The sequence below is a fragment of the Pseudarthrobacter equi genome (genome assembly GCF_900105535.1).
Taxonomy (GTDB): Bacteria; Actinomycetota; Actinomycetes; order Actinomycetales; family Micrococcaceae; genus Arthrobacter; species Arthrobacter equi.
On sequence record NZ_LT629779.1, the window covers coordinates 1,767,664 to 1,782,928 of the forward strand.

General features: G+C 66.9%; 13 protein-coding genes. 3 read left to right on the top strand and 10 right to left on the bottom strand.

Translation table 11 applies throughout. The annotated features are described in order from the left end of the window. Window positions 1-174: 174 nt before the first annotated feature. The 6 genes from BLT71_RS08015 to BLT71_RS08040 all read right to left on the bottom strand — a co-directional run bounded on the left by BLT71_RS08015 (window position 175) and on the right by BLT71_RS08040 (window position 7,369). The gene (locus BLT71_RS08015) at window positions 175-906 is read right to left on the bottom strand and encodes a glutamine amidotransferase (protein WP_091719090.1); all 732 of its coding nucleotides are present in this window, start codon (window positions 904-906) and stop codon (window positions 175-177) included. Between the two features lie 147 nt (window positions 907-1,053). Continuing rightward, entirely contained in the window at window positions 1,054-1,494 is a 441-nt protein-coding gene (locus tag BLT71_RS08020; RefSeq protein WP_091719092.1) for a YybH family protein, read from the bottom strand. Window positions 1,495-1,510: 16 nt separating this feature from the next. Then, the gene (locus BLT71_RS08025; RefSeq protein ID WP_091719094.1) at window positions 1,511-3,307 is read right to left on the bottom strand and encodes an acetyl/propionyl/methylcrotonyl-CoA carboxylase subunit alpha; all 1,797 of its coding nucleotides are present in this window, start codon (window positions 3,305-3,307) and stop codon (window positions 1,511-1,513) included. Between the two features lie 142 nt (window positions 3,308-3,449). After that, window positions 3,450-4,100, bottom strand: coding sequence for a Maf family protein (locus BLT71_RS08030; RefSeq protein ID WP_091719096.1), 651 nt, complete (start codon window positions 4,098-4,100; stop codon window positions 3,450-3,452). 9 nt (window positions 4,101-4,109) lie between these two features. Further along, window positions 4,110-6,632 carry an MMPL family transporter gene (locus BLT71_RS08035; RefSeq protein WP_091719098.1) on the bottom strand — a complete coding sequence of 841 codons (2,523 nt, stop codon included), beginning with the start codon at window positions 6,630-6,632 and terminating at the stop codon, window positions 4,110-4,112. Between the two features lie 17 nt (window positions 6,633-6,649). Next, the gene (locus BLT71_RS08040) at window positions 6,650-7,369 is read right to left on the bottom strand and encodes a TetR/AcrR family transcriptional regulator (RefSeq protein ID WP_091719100.1); all 720 of its coding nucleotides are present in this window, start codon (window positions 7,367-7,369) and stop codon (window positions 6,650-6,652) included. 162 nt (window positions 7,370-7,531) lie between these two features. On the opposite strand from BLT71_RS08040, the gene BLT71_RS08045 reads away from it, so the two are divergent. Then, window positions 7,532-8,107 carry a hypothetical protein gene (locus tag BLT71_RS08045; RefSeq protein WP_091719102.1) on the top strand — a complete coding sequence of 192 codons (576 nt, stop codon included), beginning with the start codon at window positions 7,532-7,534 and terminating at the stop codon, window positions 8,105-8,107. A 136-nt stretch (window positions 8,108-8,243) separates the two neighbouring features. Here BLT71_RS08045 and BLT71_RS08050 read toward each other — a convergent pair whose 3' ends face one another. Continuing rightward, window positions 8,244-9,683 carry a dicarboxylate/amino acid:cation symporter gene (locus BLT71_RS08050; RefSeq protein WP_091719104.1) on the bottom strand — a complete coding sequence of 480 codons (1,440 nt, stop codon included), beginning with the start codon at window positions 9,681-9,683 and terminating at the stop codon, window positions 8,244-8,246. A 378-nt stretch (window positions 9,684-10,061) separates the two neighbouring features. Here BLT71_RS08050 and BLT71_RS20565 point away from each other — a divergent pair, with 378 nt between their 5' ends. After that, the gene (locus BLT71_RS20565) at window positions 10,062-10,415 is read left to right on the top strand and encodes a VOC family protein (protein WP_231994529.1); all 354 of its coding nucleotides are present in this window, start codon (window positions 10,062-10,064) and stop codon (window positions 10,413-10,415) included. 147 nt (window positions 10,416-10,562) lie between these two features. Here the strand turns inward: BLT71_RS20565 and BLT71_RS08060 are convergent, their stop codons facing one another. The 3 genes from BLT71_RS08060 to BLT71_RS08070 form a co-directional block, all read right to left on the bottom strand. Continuing rightward, window positions 10,563-12,251 (bottom strand): DUF885 domain-containing protein, encoded by a 1,689-nt coding sequence (locus tag BLT71_RS08060; RefSeq protein WP_407681237.1) that lies wholly within the window; start codon window positions 12,249-12,251, stop codon window positions 10,563-10,565. 69 nt (window positions 12,252-12,320) lie between these two features. Next, on the bottom strand, window positions 12,321-12,557 hold the full coding sequence (locus BLT71_RS08065; RefSeq protein ID WP_091719108.1) for an acyl-CoA carboxylase subunit epsilon: 237 nt from the start codon (window positions 12,555-12,557) through the stop codon (window positions 12,321-12,323). Beyond that, complete coding sequence (locus BLT71_RS08070) at window positions 12,554-14,137, bottom strand: acyl-CoA carboxylase subunit beta (RefSeq protein WP_056080090.1); 1,584 nt, start codon at window positions 14,135-14,137, stop codon at window positions 12,554-12,556. Before BLT71_RS08070 ends, BLT71_RS08065 begins: the two co-directional genes overlap by 4 nt. Window positions 14,138-14,362: 225 nt before the next feature. Here BLT71_RS08070 and BLT71_RS08075 point away from each other — a divergent pair, with 225 nt between their 5' ends. After that, window positions 14,363-15,250, top strand: a complete 888-nt coding sequence (locus BLT71_RS08075) for an SDR family oxidoreductase (RefSeq protein WP_091719109.1) — start codon at window positions 14,363-14,365, stop codon at window positions 15,248-15,250. Window positions 15,251-15,265 lie beyond the last annotated feature (15 nt).

The window sequence follows — 15,265 nt, forward strand, 5'->3', positions numbered from 1 at the left end:
GCCAAGGAACCACATGAAGGGGATGCGGTTGCCAGTGATCCGCCCTGCCCGGATAATCGCTCCCGGAAACCCGGAAACCCGGAAACCCGGAAACCCGGAAACCCGGAAACCCGGAAACCCGGAAACCCGGAAACCCGGAAACCCGGAAACGGGGGAATCCGGAATACCGGCAGCTCAGGCCGCGTAACGCTCCACGAAGTTCCGCAGGATCTTCATCGGCTCGGTCACGGTGAACTTCCGGGCATCGGCCATCAGGTCTTCGGCGGACTCCGGAGGAAAGTAGCCGGCGTCGCGGTAAATGTCGATGCGCGTTACCAGGCCCTCCGCATCGAGTTCGGGGTGGAACTGGGTGGCGTAGAGGTTTGACCGGACCCGGAACATCTGCACGGGGCAGGCTGCGGATCCTGCCAGGCGAACCGCATGGTCGGGCAGCGAACTGCAGGCTTCCTTGTGGCCAGCAAAAGCGGTGAACGCCTGCGGCATCCCCTTCAGCAGCGGGTCCTGCAAGCCGGCATCGGTGAGGCCGATCTCCACGGCCGCGAGCGGCTCGCCGTACGTCCGGTCGATTACGGCGCCTTGGTGCCTGCCCAGTGTCCCCACCCCGTAACACGCACCCAGGAACGGGAAATCGCGGGCCACCAGCTGGTCCAGCAGGCCTGACAGTTCCTGTTCGACCCTGTGCTGGACGGGGCTCTTGCCCTCGGGCGGATCGCTGGAGGTGAACGGACTGCCGCCCACAATCACGCCGGAGTATTCGGAGAGGTCCAGTTCGGGCAGGGGAGCCGCTTCAAGCCGGATCCGTCGCAGCTCGCGCTCCTCCAGGCCGCCGTACCTCAGGTAGGCGGCGTACTCATCATCGGCGGCGGCGTCCTCGGCCCGGGAGGCCAGGAGCAGGAAAGACAACACCTGCTAAGTGTGCCTGCAATGGCCCGCCATACGCCAGCAGCCCGGAGCGGATAGCTCCGGGCTGCTGGGTGGTGTGGAAAGGCTAATCCGTAGTCTGCCCGGTCGGGTCGGACTCTTGAGCCGCCGGGCGGCGCGCTACCGGCTGGTTCAGCCGGCCGTCGCCTGGGCCAGCGACCTGCGGGACTGGGGCCGCGCAGCCGGATCGGCATGGCGGTGCACCAGCTTCCAGTAGCCCTCCTCGCGGCGGAAGATGCTGGTTACCCGGAGGGCGAACTCCTCGGTAGCCGCAGCACCGTCCAGCCGGGCACGGAAGTGCTCGGTTTCCACCAGGTAGGCGGTGTCGCGCGCCGTGTACGACGTGATGGTGTCGAAGCCGAGCATCTCGCCGTCCTGGAATTGCCGGGCGGCCTGGTCCAGCCGGGCTTCAACCTGTGCCCAACCCTTAGCGATGCCGCCGAAGGGGTTGGCGAGCGTTACGTCCTCGAGCCGGGAGTAGAGGTCCTTGATGGGATCGGTGTTGCCCCGGGTGATCTCCGGAACCGCCTCGTGGTAGCGGGCCACTTCTTCCTGGAAACTGGGTGCCAGCATGGGTGCCTCCGGCCCGTCAGTCTTCGATGGTGGCGATCACGGCGCCCGCGGACACCGTCTCGCCTGCTACAGCCTTCAGGCCCGTGATGGTTCCGGAACGGTGCGCCGTGAGGGGCTGCTCCATCTTCATGGCCTCCAGGACCACTACCAGGTCACCCTCGGCTACAACATCGCCCTCAGACACAGCCACCTTCACGATGGTGCCCTGCATGGGGGAGGTGAGGGCGTTGCCGGTTGCGGCAGCGGGGCCGCCGGACCGTGCGCGCTTCTTGGACTTACCGGACTTCGCCGCAGGAGCGGCGCCGGCGCCCAGGGAACCCAGGGAGGCCGGGAGTACCACTTCGAGGCGCTTGCCGCCTACCTCGACCACCACGCGCTGGCGTTCTTCGGCGTCCTCGGTTTCGGCGGCGCCGTGGGGGTTCCAGGCCGGCAGATCGTTGTTGAACTCCGTCTCGATCCAACGCGTGTGCACCTTGAAGGGGCCCTCCGCCGGAGCGAAATCGGGGTTGCTGACCACGGCGAGGTCGAACGGGATGACGGTGGGAATGCCTTCCACCACCATCTCCTCCAGGGCGCGGCGTGAGCGCTGCAGGGCCTGGGTGCGGGTAGCCCCGGTGACCACCAGCTTGGACAGCATGGAGTCGAAGTTGCCGCTGATGACGTCACCCTGCTCCACACCGGAATCAATCCGGATGCCGGGGCCGGTCGGGTTCTTCAGCGTGGCAATGGTGCCCGGGGCGGGCATGAAGTTCCGGCCCGGATCTTCACCGGTAATGCGGAACTCGATGGAGTGGCCGCGGACCTCGGGGTCGCCGTAGCCCAGCTCCTCGCCGCGGGCCAGGCGGAACTGTTCGCGGACCAGGTCGATGCCGGTGACTTCCTCTGACACGCAGTGCTCCACCTGCAGGCGGGTGTTGACCTCAAGGAAGGAGATGGTGCCGTCCTGGCCCACCAGGAATTCACAGGTACCGGCACCGAGGTAGCCGGCCTCCTTCAGGATGGCCTTGGAGGATTCGTACAGTCGCTGGTTCTGCTCGGGGGTGAGGAAGGGCGCCGGGGCTTCTTCGACGAGCTTCTGGTTGCGGCGCTGCAACGAGCAGTCGCGGGTGGACACCACCACAACGTTGCCGTGGGCGTCGGCGAGGCACTGGGTTTCAACGTGCCGGGGAGCGTCCAGGAAGCGCTCGATGAAGCATTCGCCGCGTCCGAAGGCTGCGGTGGCCTCACGGACCGCGGACTCGAACAGTTCGGGGATTTCTTCGCGGGTGCGAGCCACCTTGATTCCGCGTCCGCCGCCGCCGAAAGCAGCCTTGATGGCCACGGGCAGGCCGAACTTGTCCACGAACTCGAGAATCTCCTCGGCCGACTGCACAGGATCGGCGGTGCCGGGAACCTGGGGCGCACCCACCTTTTCAGCGATGTGGCGGGCCTGGACCTTGTCGCCCAAGGCGGAAATCGCTTCGGGGGACGGGCCGATCCAGGTGATGCCGGCCTCGATCACGCGGGCCGCGAACTCGGCGTTTTCGGCCAGGAAGCCGTAGCCGGGGTGGATGGCATCCGCACCGGACTGCCGGGCGGCGTCGATGATCTTGTCCATCACCAGGTACGACTCGGCGGCGGTGTTACCGCCCAGGGCATAGGCTTCGTCAGCAAGGCGGACGTGCAGGGCGTCGCGGTCCGGGTCGGCGTAGATCGCCACGGAGGCGATGCCCTCGTCGCGGGCGGCGCGGATGATGCGCACCGCGATTTCACCGCGGTTGGCGATCAGCACCTTGGTGAGGCTCTGCTGCGTGGTACCGGCGGACTGCTCCATATTTGCTGACAAGGCGTCTCCTTCTTTCCTTCAGGGAGCCTAGCGCGGTTTTGGAGGTTCCGCCGATATTACTTGCGGAATCCGCGTGTAAACCGTCAATGCTTTGTAGGGAAGCTACAAGTCCGGTGTAATTTGCCGCCTTTCAGCGCGGTGGCCAGAGATCGGTGATGCGCACGTTTGCAGCGGCCAGCAGCCCCCGGAGGGTGGAAACGGACAGGCCGACGACGGCGTGCGGGTCGCCGTCGACCTTCCGGATGAAGGCCCCGCCCAGGCCGTCAATGGTGAAAGACCCAGCGCAGTGCAGCGGCTCGCCGGTGGCGATGTACGCGTCGATTTCCGCAGCGTCCATGTCCAGGAAGGCGACCTCGGCCGAGGCAACCGCGCCGAGGGTGGCGCCGGATCCGACGCCGTCACCGCCGTCGTCGTCCGTGTCCGTATCCCGGCAGTCCACCAGCCAGTGTCCTGTGTGCAGCACCCCGGAGCTGCCGCTCATCCGGAGCATCCGCTCCCGCGCGACGTCGGCCGTGTAGGGCTTGCCGTGCGCCTCGCCGTCGAACTCGAATACCGAGTCGCAGCCAAGGACCAATGCGCCCTCGGAGTCCGGGAGCGCCGCCACGGCCTCGGCCTTGGCCCGGGCCAGCAGGAGGGCGGTGTCGTGCGGATCAGTCACGCCGTAGCGCGCCTGCACGGCGTCCTCATCCACGTCGGAGACCAGCACGGTGTGCCGGATGCCGGCTTCGGCCAGGAGTTTGGTGCGGGCGGGGGACTGGGAGGCAAGTATCAGGCGGACCACGGAATCAGCCTAGTGGACCAGCTCTGCGGACGCCTTCGCGTTCTCCGGCCGGCTGAGCTTGGCGCCTTCCACGTCCACGTCCGGCAGGAGGCGGTCCAGCCAGCGCGGGAGCCACCAGGACTTTTCGCCGAGCAGGTACATGACGGCGGGGACAATGGTCATCCGGACCACGAACGCATCCAGCAGCACACCGAACGCCATCGCGAAGCCGAGCGGCCGGACCATGGTGAGGTGGCTGAAGATGAAGCCCGCGAACACGCTGACCATGATGATGGCGGCGGCGGTCACCACGGCGGCGGCGTGGCGGAAGCCCACCCGCACGGCCTCCTTCGCGGTGGATCCGTGCATGTACGCCTCGCGCATGCCGGAAGCGATGAACACCTGGTAGTCCATGGCCAGGCCGAACAGTACGCCGATCAGGATGATCGGCAGGAAGCTCAGGACTGCGCCGGGGTTGGCGACATCGAACACGGTGCCCAGCCAGCCCCACTGGTAGACGGCCACCACGGCGCCGAACGCGGCAGCCAGCGAAAGCAGGAAGCCGCCCGTGGCCAGGAGCGGCACCACGATGGAGCGGAACACCAGCAGCAGCAGGATCAGGGACAGCCCGACGACGATGGCCAGGTAGGGCGGCAGGGCGTCACCGAGCTTGGTGGAGACGTCGATGTTGCCGGCGGTCTGCCCGGTGAGGCCCATGGCTACGTCGTAGTCGGCCTTGATTTCGCCGTTCAGGCCGCGGAGTTCCGAGACGACCTTGACCGTGCTGGCGCTGGCCGGGCCTTCCTCCGGGATGACCTGGAAGACGGCGGTGCGGCGGTCTTCGCTGATGGCTACCGGTACGGCTGCCACCACGTTGTCCACTGACCGGAGCTTGTCCGCAATGTCGTACTGCAGGGTGGTGGCTGCGGCCTCGTCCAGCCCGGCGGGGAACTCTCCTACGGCAACGATGGGGCCGGTGACGCCTTCGCCGAAACTGCGGGCAGTGACGTCGTAGGCCTGGTAGGCCTCGGAATCCACCGGTTCGGAGCCGCCGTCGGGCAGGGCGAGCTGCAGCTGGGTGGCCGGGAGGGCCAGCGTGCCCAGCAGGATGACGCCGGCCACCATGGCGAGCACGGGGTGCCGGGTTACCAGGCCGCCCCAGCCGCGGGTGCTGCGTTCGCGGTCCTTGGCGTCGTCGGCCGCTTCGTGGCCGGGCTCTGCGTTGTGGGCGTTGGCCTTGGCCCAGGCCCGCTTGGAGATGATGCGGCGGCCGATGAGGGACAGCATGGCCGGGGTGAGGGTGATGGCGACGAGGACCGCCACCGCCACCGTGCCGGCGGCCGCCAGGCCCATGACGGAAAGGAACGGCAGGCCGGGGACCACCAGGGCGGCGAGGGCGATGATGACGGTCAGGCCTGCGAACACCACGGCGTTGCCGGATGTCCCCGTGGCGCGGGCCACGGATTCCTCGGGATCCATGCCGGCCAGGAGCTGGGTGCGGTGCCGGTTGACGATGAACAGTGAGTAGTCGATGCCGACGGCGAGGCCCAGCATAAGCGCCAGCATGGGGGAGATGGAGCTCATGTCGAAGAGGCCGGACAACGCGAAGGTGATGCCTACGCCCACGCCGACGCCGATGATCGCCATCAGGAGCGGGAGGCCGGCCGCCACCAGGGTGCCGAGCATGATGATCAGCACCAAGGCTGCGACGGCGATGCCGATGATTTCCGCGATGCCGAACAGCTCGGAGATGTCCTCGGTGATTTCCTTGCTGGCCAGGGCTGTGACGCCTGCGGCGGAGGTCGCGTGCGCGATGTCCTGTACCTGTTGCCGGACCTCGGGGCTCAGCCCGTTGATGGAGCCGTTGAACTGCACCTGGGCTACGGCAGCCTTGCCATCCTCGGAGACGAAGCGGATGGCCGAGGATGCTTCGGCCTGCCGCTTGCCCAGTTCCAGCTTGGCCTTGCTGGCCTCGAGTTCCTTCGCTCCGGCGTCGTATTTTGCCTGGCCCTCGGCCGCTGCGGCCTTCTGCTGGCCCAGTTGAGCCTCGATTGCGGCTGCCGGTGCGCCGGCGGCCACCATCTGCTGCTCTGCCGCCTCCAGCTGTGCCTTTCCGGCGTCCAGCTGCGTCTTGGAGGCATCCAGCCTGGCCTTCCCTGCGGCCAGCTGCTGCTCACCGTCGGTGATGGCCTGCCCGGCCTGGTCCACCTGGGCCTGGGTGGCGAACGGGTCCACGGTGCCGCGGACCTCCGGGAGCGTTTCGAGCTTCTTCAGGGCGTCAGTGACCGCCGCCCGGCTGGCGTCGGTGAAGCCGCCGTCGGGTGCTTCGAAAACGATCGTGGCCGTGCCGCCGGATGCGGACGGAAGGTCTTCCTTCAGCTTGTCCGCGATTCGCTGCGTTTCCGTACCGGGGATCTGGAAATTGTTGGACAGCGTGCCGTGGAATGCCGCGGCGGAACCGCCGACGGCAACCAGTGCCACGAGCCATAACGAAAGGACCAGCCAGCGCCGGCGGTAGGAGAACTTGCCAAGGCGGTAGAGCAGCAGTGCCATGAGGGAAACCGATCTGGTCAGGAGGAGTGGGCGGCTGATGGGGCTGACGGGCGGGCCGGGGTGGCCGGCGCGGTGGAAGTGCCGGCACCAGCCGGCGGGGTGAAGCCGGAGCCCAGGAGGGCCATGGCGTCGATAAGGAGTTGCCGGAGTTCGGCGAGGGAAGCGGGCGACAGGTCGGGTCCGCGGCGGCTGAACCAGACCTCCATGGCGGCCTTTCCGCAGGAGATGACGGAGCCGGCCAGGGCATGGACGTACAGTTCGTCCGACCCATCCGGCGTTGCTGCCACCCGGTCGCGTGCCACGGTGAAGACCTGGGCGCGGCAGTGGTCCCAGGCCTCGAGTTCGGTGTGGGCCATCAGTTGGCTGTGCTGGGTCAGGGCGAACAGCTCGGCCAGGGGCTCCACCGTCCTGGGGTCCGCCAGGGCCATGAGGGCAGCCTGTGCCGCCTCCAGCAGCGGTTCCTCCGCCGGCCGCAGCTGCAGTTGCCGGATGACAATATCCAGGAAGCCGTGGGTCACGGACGCCAGGGCTGCGTCGGTGCTGTTGAAGTAGTTGAAGAAGGTGCGTCGGGAGATGCCGGCAGCCTCGGCGATGTCTTCGGCCGTGAAGCCGCCGGGCCCCTTGGACCGGAGCAGCGCCAGCGCGGCGTCCGTAATGGCCTGCCGGGTTGCTGCCTTGTTCAGTTCGCGGCGTGAGGGAGCCGCGGGCGCGTCAGGCGGGGACGAGGGTGAATTCACGCTCTTACACTACGTGCAATTTTGCACAGAGGGCAAGTTAAATTCACAGGAGAATGAAAGGCTCCCAACAGCCTTTACCGAACCTGCGCACGGATGCTTGGTAGGACCCGGAAAGGGTCTAACCACAGCAGCCGTCTGGCGACGGCGGAGCAGGAGAAGAGAATGTCACGCAGGAAGAAGATGGCGCTCGGCCTGTCGGCCGCGGCGCTTGCCGTGGGTGCCGGCATTGGGGTGGCGGGAGTTGCCTCTGCCACGACGACGCCAACCCCCTCACCGAGCGCCAGTTCCAGTGCCTCTGCCGATGCCGGCACAGGCACGGGCTCCGGCACGGGCCATGACGGCATGGGCCGCCACGGAGGACGCGGAGGTGAACGCGGCGGCGTCCAGGCGTCGGCACTGGCGGAGAAGCTTGGTGTGGACGAGGCGAAAGTCACTGACGCATTGAAGGCTTTCCGTGAGGCCAACAAGCCCAGTGGACCGCCGGCCGAGGGCGAGAAGCCTGACATGGCCGCCCGCGAAGCTGCGCTGGCCAAGTCCCTGGCAGCATCGCTCGGAATTGACGAGGCCAAGGTAACGGCGGCGCTCGACGAGCTCCGTACCGAGGCACAGGCAGACCGGGCCGCAGCGTTGAAGACCCGCCTGGACCAGGCCGTCACGGATGGAAAGCTGACCCAGGCCGAGGCGGACGCCGTGACCAAGGCGGTCCAGAACGGGGTGATCGGCGGCGGCGGACACTGACCGCGCGCCTAAGGGCCCCGGCTGGCCGGGGTTAGCGTCCAGGGGCAACAGCCCGGGACAACAGGAAGTCCCCGGGAGAATTCCCGGGGACTTCCTGTGATTGCACATTCGTGGCGCCTGGCGGCACCGGCGTTGACTATGCCTTGGCGTCCTGCAGTTCGCGGGGCGCGGTGTCGGCAGCAGTACCGTCCGTTGCGGCACCGTTGTTGGCGGCGTCGTCGTCAACGAAGGGGGTGCCGTTGCGGGGCGCGTTGTACAGCGCTTCGTCCAGGATGCCCTGGCGCTTGGCCACGATGGTGGGGACCAGGGCCTGGCCTGCCACGTTGACGGCGGTACGGCCCATGTCCAGGATCGGGTCGATGGCAAGGAGCAGTCCGACGCCGGCCAGCGGCAGTCCCAGCGTTGAGAGCGTCAGCGTCAGCATCACCACGGCGCCGGTGGTGCCGGCCGTCGCAGCGGATCCCAGGACGGAGACCAGGGCGATCAGCAGGTACTGGCTGAAGTCGAGCTGGATGCCGAAGAACTGGGCCACGAAGATGGCGGAGATGGCCGGGTAGATCGCGGCGCAGCCGTCCATCTTGGTGGTGGCGCCCAGCGGGACGGCGAACGAGGCGTAGCCGCGGGGGACGCCCAGGCTGCGCTCGGTGACGCGCTGGGTGAGCGGCAGGGTTCCCACGGACGAGCGGGAAACGAAGGCCAGCTGGACGGCCGGCCAGACACCGGAGAAGTACTGCTTGACGGACAGGCCGTGGGTGCGGACCAGGATGGGGTACACAACGAACAGCACCAGGGCCAGTCCGGCGTAGATGGCAACCGTGAACTTGCCCAGGGAGCCGATGGTGTCCCAGCCGTAAACGGCGACGGCGTTACCGATCAGGCCGACGGTGCCCAGCGGCGCGATGCGGATGATCCACCAAAGGACCTTCTGGATCACGGCGAGGGCGGAGGCGTTGAGGTTCAGGAAGGGCTCGGCTGCCTTGCCCACCTTGAGGGCGGCAACGCCGACGGCGATGGCGATCACCAGGATCTGCAGCACGTTGAAGCTGACGGAGGTGGTTACGGCCCCGGATTCGGCAACCGTGGAACTCGCGCCCAGGCCGAGGAAGTTCTTCGGGAAGAGACCGATCAGGAAGGACCACCAGTCGCCGGACTTACCTGCGTACTTGGCTTCCTCAGTGATTCCGGTGTTGGCGCCGGGCTGCAGCAGGACGCCCAGGCCGATGCCGATCAGCACCGCGATCAGGGACGTGATGGCGAACCACAGCAGGGTGTTCCAAGCCAGCCGGGCGGCGTTGGAAACCTGGCGAAGGTTGGAGATGGAGCTCACCACGGCCGTGAAGATCAAGGGTACGACGGCGGTCTGCAGCAGCGACACGTAGCTGGAGCCGATGGTCTGCAGTGTTGCGCCGAGGCCGTTGGGGTTGGTCTTGGTGCTGCCGGTGTACTTGGCCAGCAGGCCGAGGGCCAGGCCCACGATGAGTGCGGCGATGATTTGGAAGCCGAACGATCCAGCCCACTTGGGAAGCTGGAAGCCCGTCTTCCCTGCGGGGGAGGGGGTGCTTGTCTGAGTGCTCACCCGAATACGCTAGGTCCGAAGCCAATATCACGTCGAAACAATATTGAGAAATATTACGCATGCCCAGGCTCGGGAAGAAACAGAAAATCCCGGAAAACCAAGGAAGGCGGCGGGTTTTGTTACTTATTCCCGGGAGAGGTGTGCTTAACATCTCGCCGTGCCGTGCGGTGCGGTGCGCAAAGCTCGGTGAGGGAGCCTTCCGGCAGCTTGTGTCATAGCGACGAAGGAATCTCAATGATGTTGTCAGCGGATTTGGACTTTCCCAGCTGGACTGCGGTCGGCAAGGTTCCCGCGCCGGCGTGCACAAACGGAGGCGCTCTGGGTCCTGCTAGCGTTGCAAAAATGACGACTCATCAGATCGCCCTTGGTGCGATCAATATGGAGGCCCAGGATCCAGCCGCGCTTGCCGAATTTTGGGCGTCCGTAACCGGCGCCTTGCCCTCGCCCGGTGGTGACAGCGTCTACCTGCCACCTGCTGGTCCCGGAGGGTTCGCGATGTTCTTCCAACCCATGAAGGGTCCCCGCCCCGAGCACCAAGCGTTCCACCTCGACCTGACTGTCCCCTGGGGGTCACGACAGGCAGAGGTCGATCGCCTCCTGAGCCTCGGGGCCACCTACCGGTGGGACGTCCTGGATGAATTCCCACACGTGCAGTGGACAACTCTGGCTGATTTGGAGGGGAACCTCTTCTGCGTGGCCGAACACCCACCTGCAGACCAACAGGGTGCGTGAGCCGACCCGGGCGGCGGCATCTCCTTTAACCGACCTTGGGTAACGGGACGGCCCGAAGCACCCCCGTCGTTTTCTCATCGCGAAGGACTCAGGCAGCCAGAGAGTGCGCCCTCGCCGCCCCGGACCAGGCCCCGGCCACGCAGGCAGTTATGAGAGCAGCGCCCGCCGTAGCGTATCGAGTCCAACAGAGCCGATGTTCAGGGCCTTGGTGTGGAACTCCTTGAGGTCGAACCCTGGCCGTGACTCAAGTTCCGCGCGGATCTGTTCCCAGAGGCGCTGGCCCACTTTGTAGGAGGGCGCCTGGCCTGGCCAGCCCAGGTAGCGGGTGAACTCGAAGTTGAGCTGTCCTTCGCTGATGGGCAGGTTGGCTTTGAGGAACCCGTATCCCTTGTCCGGGGTCCACGTGCCGGTGCCCCAGCGTGCGGGCACCTCCAGTTCCAGGTGGACGCCGATGTCGAACACCACCCGGGCTGCGCGCATCCTTTGCATGTCCAGCATTCCCATGTGGTCGCCCGCGTCGTCGAGGTATCCGAGTTCCTGCATGAGCTTTTCCGCGTAGAGGGCCCAGCCTTCGCCGTGCCCGGAGGTCCAGCAGATGTTGCGCCGCCACTTGTTGAGCAGTTCGCGCCGGTAGGTGGCGGTGGCCACCTGAAGGTGGTGGCCGGGGACGCCTTCGTGGTAGACGGTGGTGGTTTCGGCCCAAGTGGTGAAGGTGTCCTCGCCCGCGGGAACGGACCACCACATCCGTCCGGGGCGGGTGAAGTCGTCGGAGGGGCCGGTGTAGTAGATGCCGCCTTCATCGGTGGGGGCGATGAGGCATTCCAGTTTCTTCATGACGTCCGGGATGTCGAAGTGGACGCCGGCCAGCTCCGCGACGGCCTTGTCGGAGAGTTCCTGCATCCAGACTTTGAGCGCGTCGGTGCCTTTGATCTGCCGGGCAGGATCGTTGTTCAGGATTTCTTTGGCTTCGGCGATGGAGGCGCCGGCCTTGATGGTCCCGGCCACCACCTCCTGTTCAGCGATCAGGCGGTCCAGTTCCTGCACGCCCCAGGCGTACGTTTCCTCCAGGTCCACGGTGGCGCCCAGGAAGGACCGTGATGCCAGCGCATAGCGGGCCTTACCCACTGCGTCTTTCTCCGGTGCGGCGGGCAGCAGGTTGGTGCGGAGGAACTCGGCAAGCCCGGTGTAGGCGCGGCGGGCGGCGGCAGCCCCGGCGTCGAGCTTCTCCTGCAGGGCGGTGCCCAGCGGGCCGGTTTCGGTGGCGGCGCCGGCGGCGAGCTTGGCGAAGAATCCGTCTGCGGCGGCGTACTTCGTGGCCTGTTCGATGACGATGTTCACCTGGCGGGCCGCGGCCACCCGGCCGGCGTCGCGCGCAAGGCGCAGGGACTCGATGTAGCCTTCGACGGCGGCGGGCACGTTCTGCGCGCGGCCGGCGATGTGCTCCCAGTCCTGATCCGTGGCGGTGGGCATGAGGTCGAAAATCGCGCGGATGTCCTGCGCGGGCGAGGCAATGTTGTTCAGGTCCGCGTACTCCCACCCGGAGGCGTGGATCAGCAGCTGCAGCCCAAGCCGCTCGCGCATGGCGTCCAGCGTGACGGCGTCAACGTCATCCTCAGGCTCCAGGCCCTCAAGGTCGGTAAGCGCCCTGCGGGCCACCTCTGCGAACTCGGCGATGCCTGCGGGCGAGAAATCCTGGTACTCGGTTTCGCGGCCCGGCAGTCCCAGGGTGGTCGCCAGCGACGGATTCAGGCGGACGAGGGTGTCCGTATAGGCGTCCGCGACGGCGTCGATGCGGGTGTGCGGACGTGCGGCGGGGGAAGTGTCGGTAGTCACCATCCGAGACTAGCCCGGCGGCGCGCCCCGGGCGAGGAACGCGCCGGTGCGGGCCCCCGCCGTCGCCGGTGGCTAGCCCTTGCTGCGCTTCCAGGCGCCCGGGCCGGGCGTTGGGGCAAGGCCCAGCCGTTGCCGCCGCGCCCAGTGCCGTGCGGTTGGCGCGGCAGGCTTGGCCGCTTCCTGGCCGCCGAGGGAGAGTACGACGGCGGTGAGCGCAGCGAGTTCCTCGGCGTTCGGCTGCCCCTTGACAACAGAGAGCAGGGGAGCCGCGGCGGTTTCTTCTGGGTCCGGCGTTCCGGTGGCACTCACAGCGGGATGTTCCCATGCTTCTTGGCCGGGAGGCTGGCGCGCTTGTCGCGGAGGGCGCGCAGGCCCCGGACAATCTGCAGCCGGGTATCGGACGGCGCGATCACGGCGTCGACGTAGCCGAGTTCGGCCGCCTGGTAGGGGTTCAGGAGTTCTTCCTCGTATTGCCGGATGACCTCGGCGCGGCGGGCTTCGACGTCGCCGCCGTCCTCGGCTACTGCAGCGAGGTCGCGGCGGTAAAGGATGTTGACGGCGCCCTGTGCGCCCATCACGCCGATCTGCGCGGTAGGCCACGCCAGGTTGAGGTCCGCCCCGAGCTTCTTGGAACCCATGACGATGTACGCGCCGCCATAGGCCTTGCGGGTGATGACCGTCAGCTTGGGCACAGTGGCCTCGGCGTACGCGTAGAGCAGCTTGGCGCCGCGGCGGATGATGCCCTGGAACTCCTGGTCCTTGCCCGGCAGGAAGCCCGGAACGTCCACCAGCGTGATGATGGGGATGTTGAAGGCGTCGCAGTTGCGGACGAAGCGGGCCGCTTTTTCGGAGGCGGCGATGTCCAGGGTTCCCGCGAACTGCAGCGGCTGGTTGGCCACGATTCCCACGGTGTGGCCTTCCACCCGGCCGTAGCCGATCATGACGTTCGGCGCGTAGAGGGCCTGCATCTCCAGGAAATGGCCGTCGTCGACGATCTGCTCAACCACTGCACGCATGTCGTAGGGCTGGTTGGCCGAATCGGGAATCAGCGTGTCGAGGGCGAGGTCGTCGTCGTTGACCGCGTTTTCCTGGGCGTGTTCGAGGACCGGGGCCTCGGACAGGTTGTTGGAGGGCAGGAAGTCCAGGAGTTCGCGGACGAACTCGATTGCGTCCCCTTCATCCGAGGCGAGGTACGTGGACGTGCCGGTGGTGGCGTTGTGCTGGCGCGCCCCGCCGAGGGTTTCCATGTCCACATCCTCGCCCGTGACGGTCTTGATGACGTCGGGGCCGGTAATGAACATGTGGGACGTCTTGTCCACCATCACCACATAGTCGGTGAGGGCGGGGGAGTAGGCGGCGCCGCCGGCGGAGGGGCCCATGATGAGGGAGATCTGGGGCACGACGCCGGACGCGTGCACGTTGTTCCGGAAGATATCGGCGAACATGGCCAGCGAGGCGACGCCTTCCTGGATGCGGGCGCCGCCGCCGTCGAGGATGCCAACCACCGGGCAGCCGTTGCGCAGGGCGAATTCCTGCACCTTGACGATCTTCTCGCCGTTGACCTGGCTCAGCGAACCGCCGTACACGCTGAAGTCCTGGCTGTAGACCGCCACGGGACGGCCGTCCACGGTTCCGTAGCCGGACACCAGGCCGTCGCCGAGGGGCTTCTTCTTTTCCATGCCGAAGGCGGTGGAGCGGTGCACTGCGAGGGCGTCGAACTCGACGAACGAGTCCTCATCCAGCAGCAGGGCGATGCGCTCGCGTGCGGTGTTCTTCCCGCGCGCATGCTGCTTTTCGACGGCCTCGGGGCCGGAGGGCTGTTCGGCACGTGCCTGGCGGTCGCGGAAATCGGCAATCTTTCCCGCTGTCGTTGTCAGATCGTGGCTCATCAAGTATCTCCGGCTCTGTTGCAGATTGGTTCAGTGTCGCTGAGTCTGTTGACGGGCTGTGCTCTGGAGGCGCTTAAGTAGCTTCCACACAAAAAACGAACCCTGCTGGCAAGTCTAATGACGGTTTGAGTGCCCGCGGCTGTAGGGAACCTACAATTTTCTGCCGTGCCCTCACCCGGACCACTATGTTACTCGCCGGTAACTTATCTGGGTTACAGTGTTTCCATGACTTCGAGCAACGACGCTTTGACCGCTGCCGCCAGCCCCTACCGGGCCTCCGGTTCGCTTCGCGGGAAGACCATCCTGATGTCCGGGGGCAGCCGCGGCATCGGCCTTGCCATCGCGCGGCGGGCGGCGGCGGACGGCGCCAACATCGTCCTGATGGCCAAAACCGGCGAACCCCACCCCAAACTCGCCGGCACGGTGTTTACCGCCGCGCAGGAACTGACCGAGGCGGGCGGCGGTGCACTGCCCCTGGTGGGGGATGTCCGCAACGACCAGGACGTGGCCCGCGCCGTGGCCGAGGCCGTGGACCGCTTCGGCGGCATCGACGTCGTTGTTAACAACGCCTCCGCCATTGACCTGTCCACCACCGATGCCGTGGACATGAAAAAGTACGACCTCATGCAGGACATCAACGTCCGCGGGACCTTCCTGCTCTCCAAGCTCGCGCTGCCGGCGCTGCGCGCGTCCGGCAATGCGCACATCCTCACGCTGTCCCCGCCACTGAACCTGGATCCACACTGGGCCGGCCGGCACCTGGCCTACACCATGGCCAAATACGGGATGAGCCTGACCACGCTGGGCCTGGCCGAGGAGCTGAAGGACCACCGGATCAGCGTCAATTCGCTGTGGCCCTGCACCCTGATCGACACGGCCGCGATCAGGAACATGCCGCAGGGCGAGGCCATCGTCCAGGCCGCACGCGGACCCCAGATCATGGCCGACGCCGCCCACGCCATCCTGACCGGAAGCAACCTGCCCGCAGGCGGGCAGGCCACGGGCAATTTCTACACCGACGAGCAGGTGCTGGCGGCGGCAGGGGTTTCCGATTTCCGCCCCTACAGCCTGGGGGCCCCGGAGGACCGGCTGGTTCCGGACATTTTCCTGTAGCGGCAAGGGGCAGGC

Coding starts and splice junctions, on each gene's coding strand:
- BLT71_RS08020 (WP_091719092.1), bottom strand. CDS start 1,494: ATGCTGGCACCCAGTTTCCAGGAAGAAGTGGCCCGCTACCACGAGGCG.
- BLT71_RS08025 (WP_091719094.1), bottom strand. CDS start 3,307: ATGGAGCAGTCCGCCGGTACCACGCAGCAGAGCCTCACCAAGGTGCTG.
- BLT71_RS08035 (WP_091719098.1), bottom strand. CDS start 6,632: ATGGCACTGCTGCTCTACCGCCTTGGCAAGTTCTCCTACCGCCGGCGC.
- BLT71_RS08045 (WP_091719102.1), top strand. CDS start 7,532: ATGTCACGCAGGAAGAAGATGGCGCTCGGCCTGTCGGCCGCGGCGCTT.
- BLT71_RS20565 (WP_231994529.1), top strand. CDS start 10,062: ATGGAGGCCCAGGATCCAGCCGCGCTTGCCGAATTTTGGGCGTCCGTA.
- BLT71_RS08060 (WP_407681237.1), bottom strand. CDS start 12,251: ATGGTGACTACCGACACTTCCCCCGCCGCACGTCCGCACACCCGCATC.
- BLT71_RS08070 (WP_056080090.1), bottom strand. CDS start 14,137: ATGAGCCACGATCTGACAACGACAGCGGGAAAGATTGCCGATTTCCGC.
- BLT71_RS08075 (WP_091719109.1), top strand. CDS start 14,363: ATGACTTCGAGCAACGACGCTTTGACCGCTGCCGCCAGCCCCTACCGG.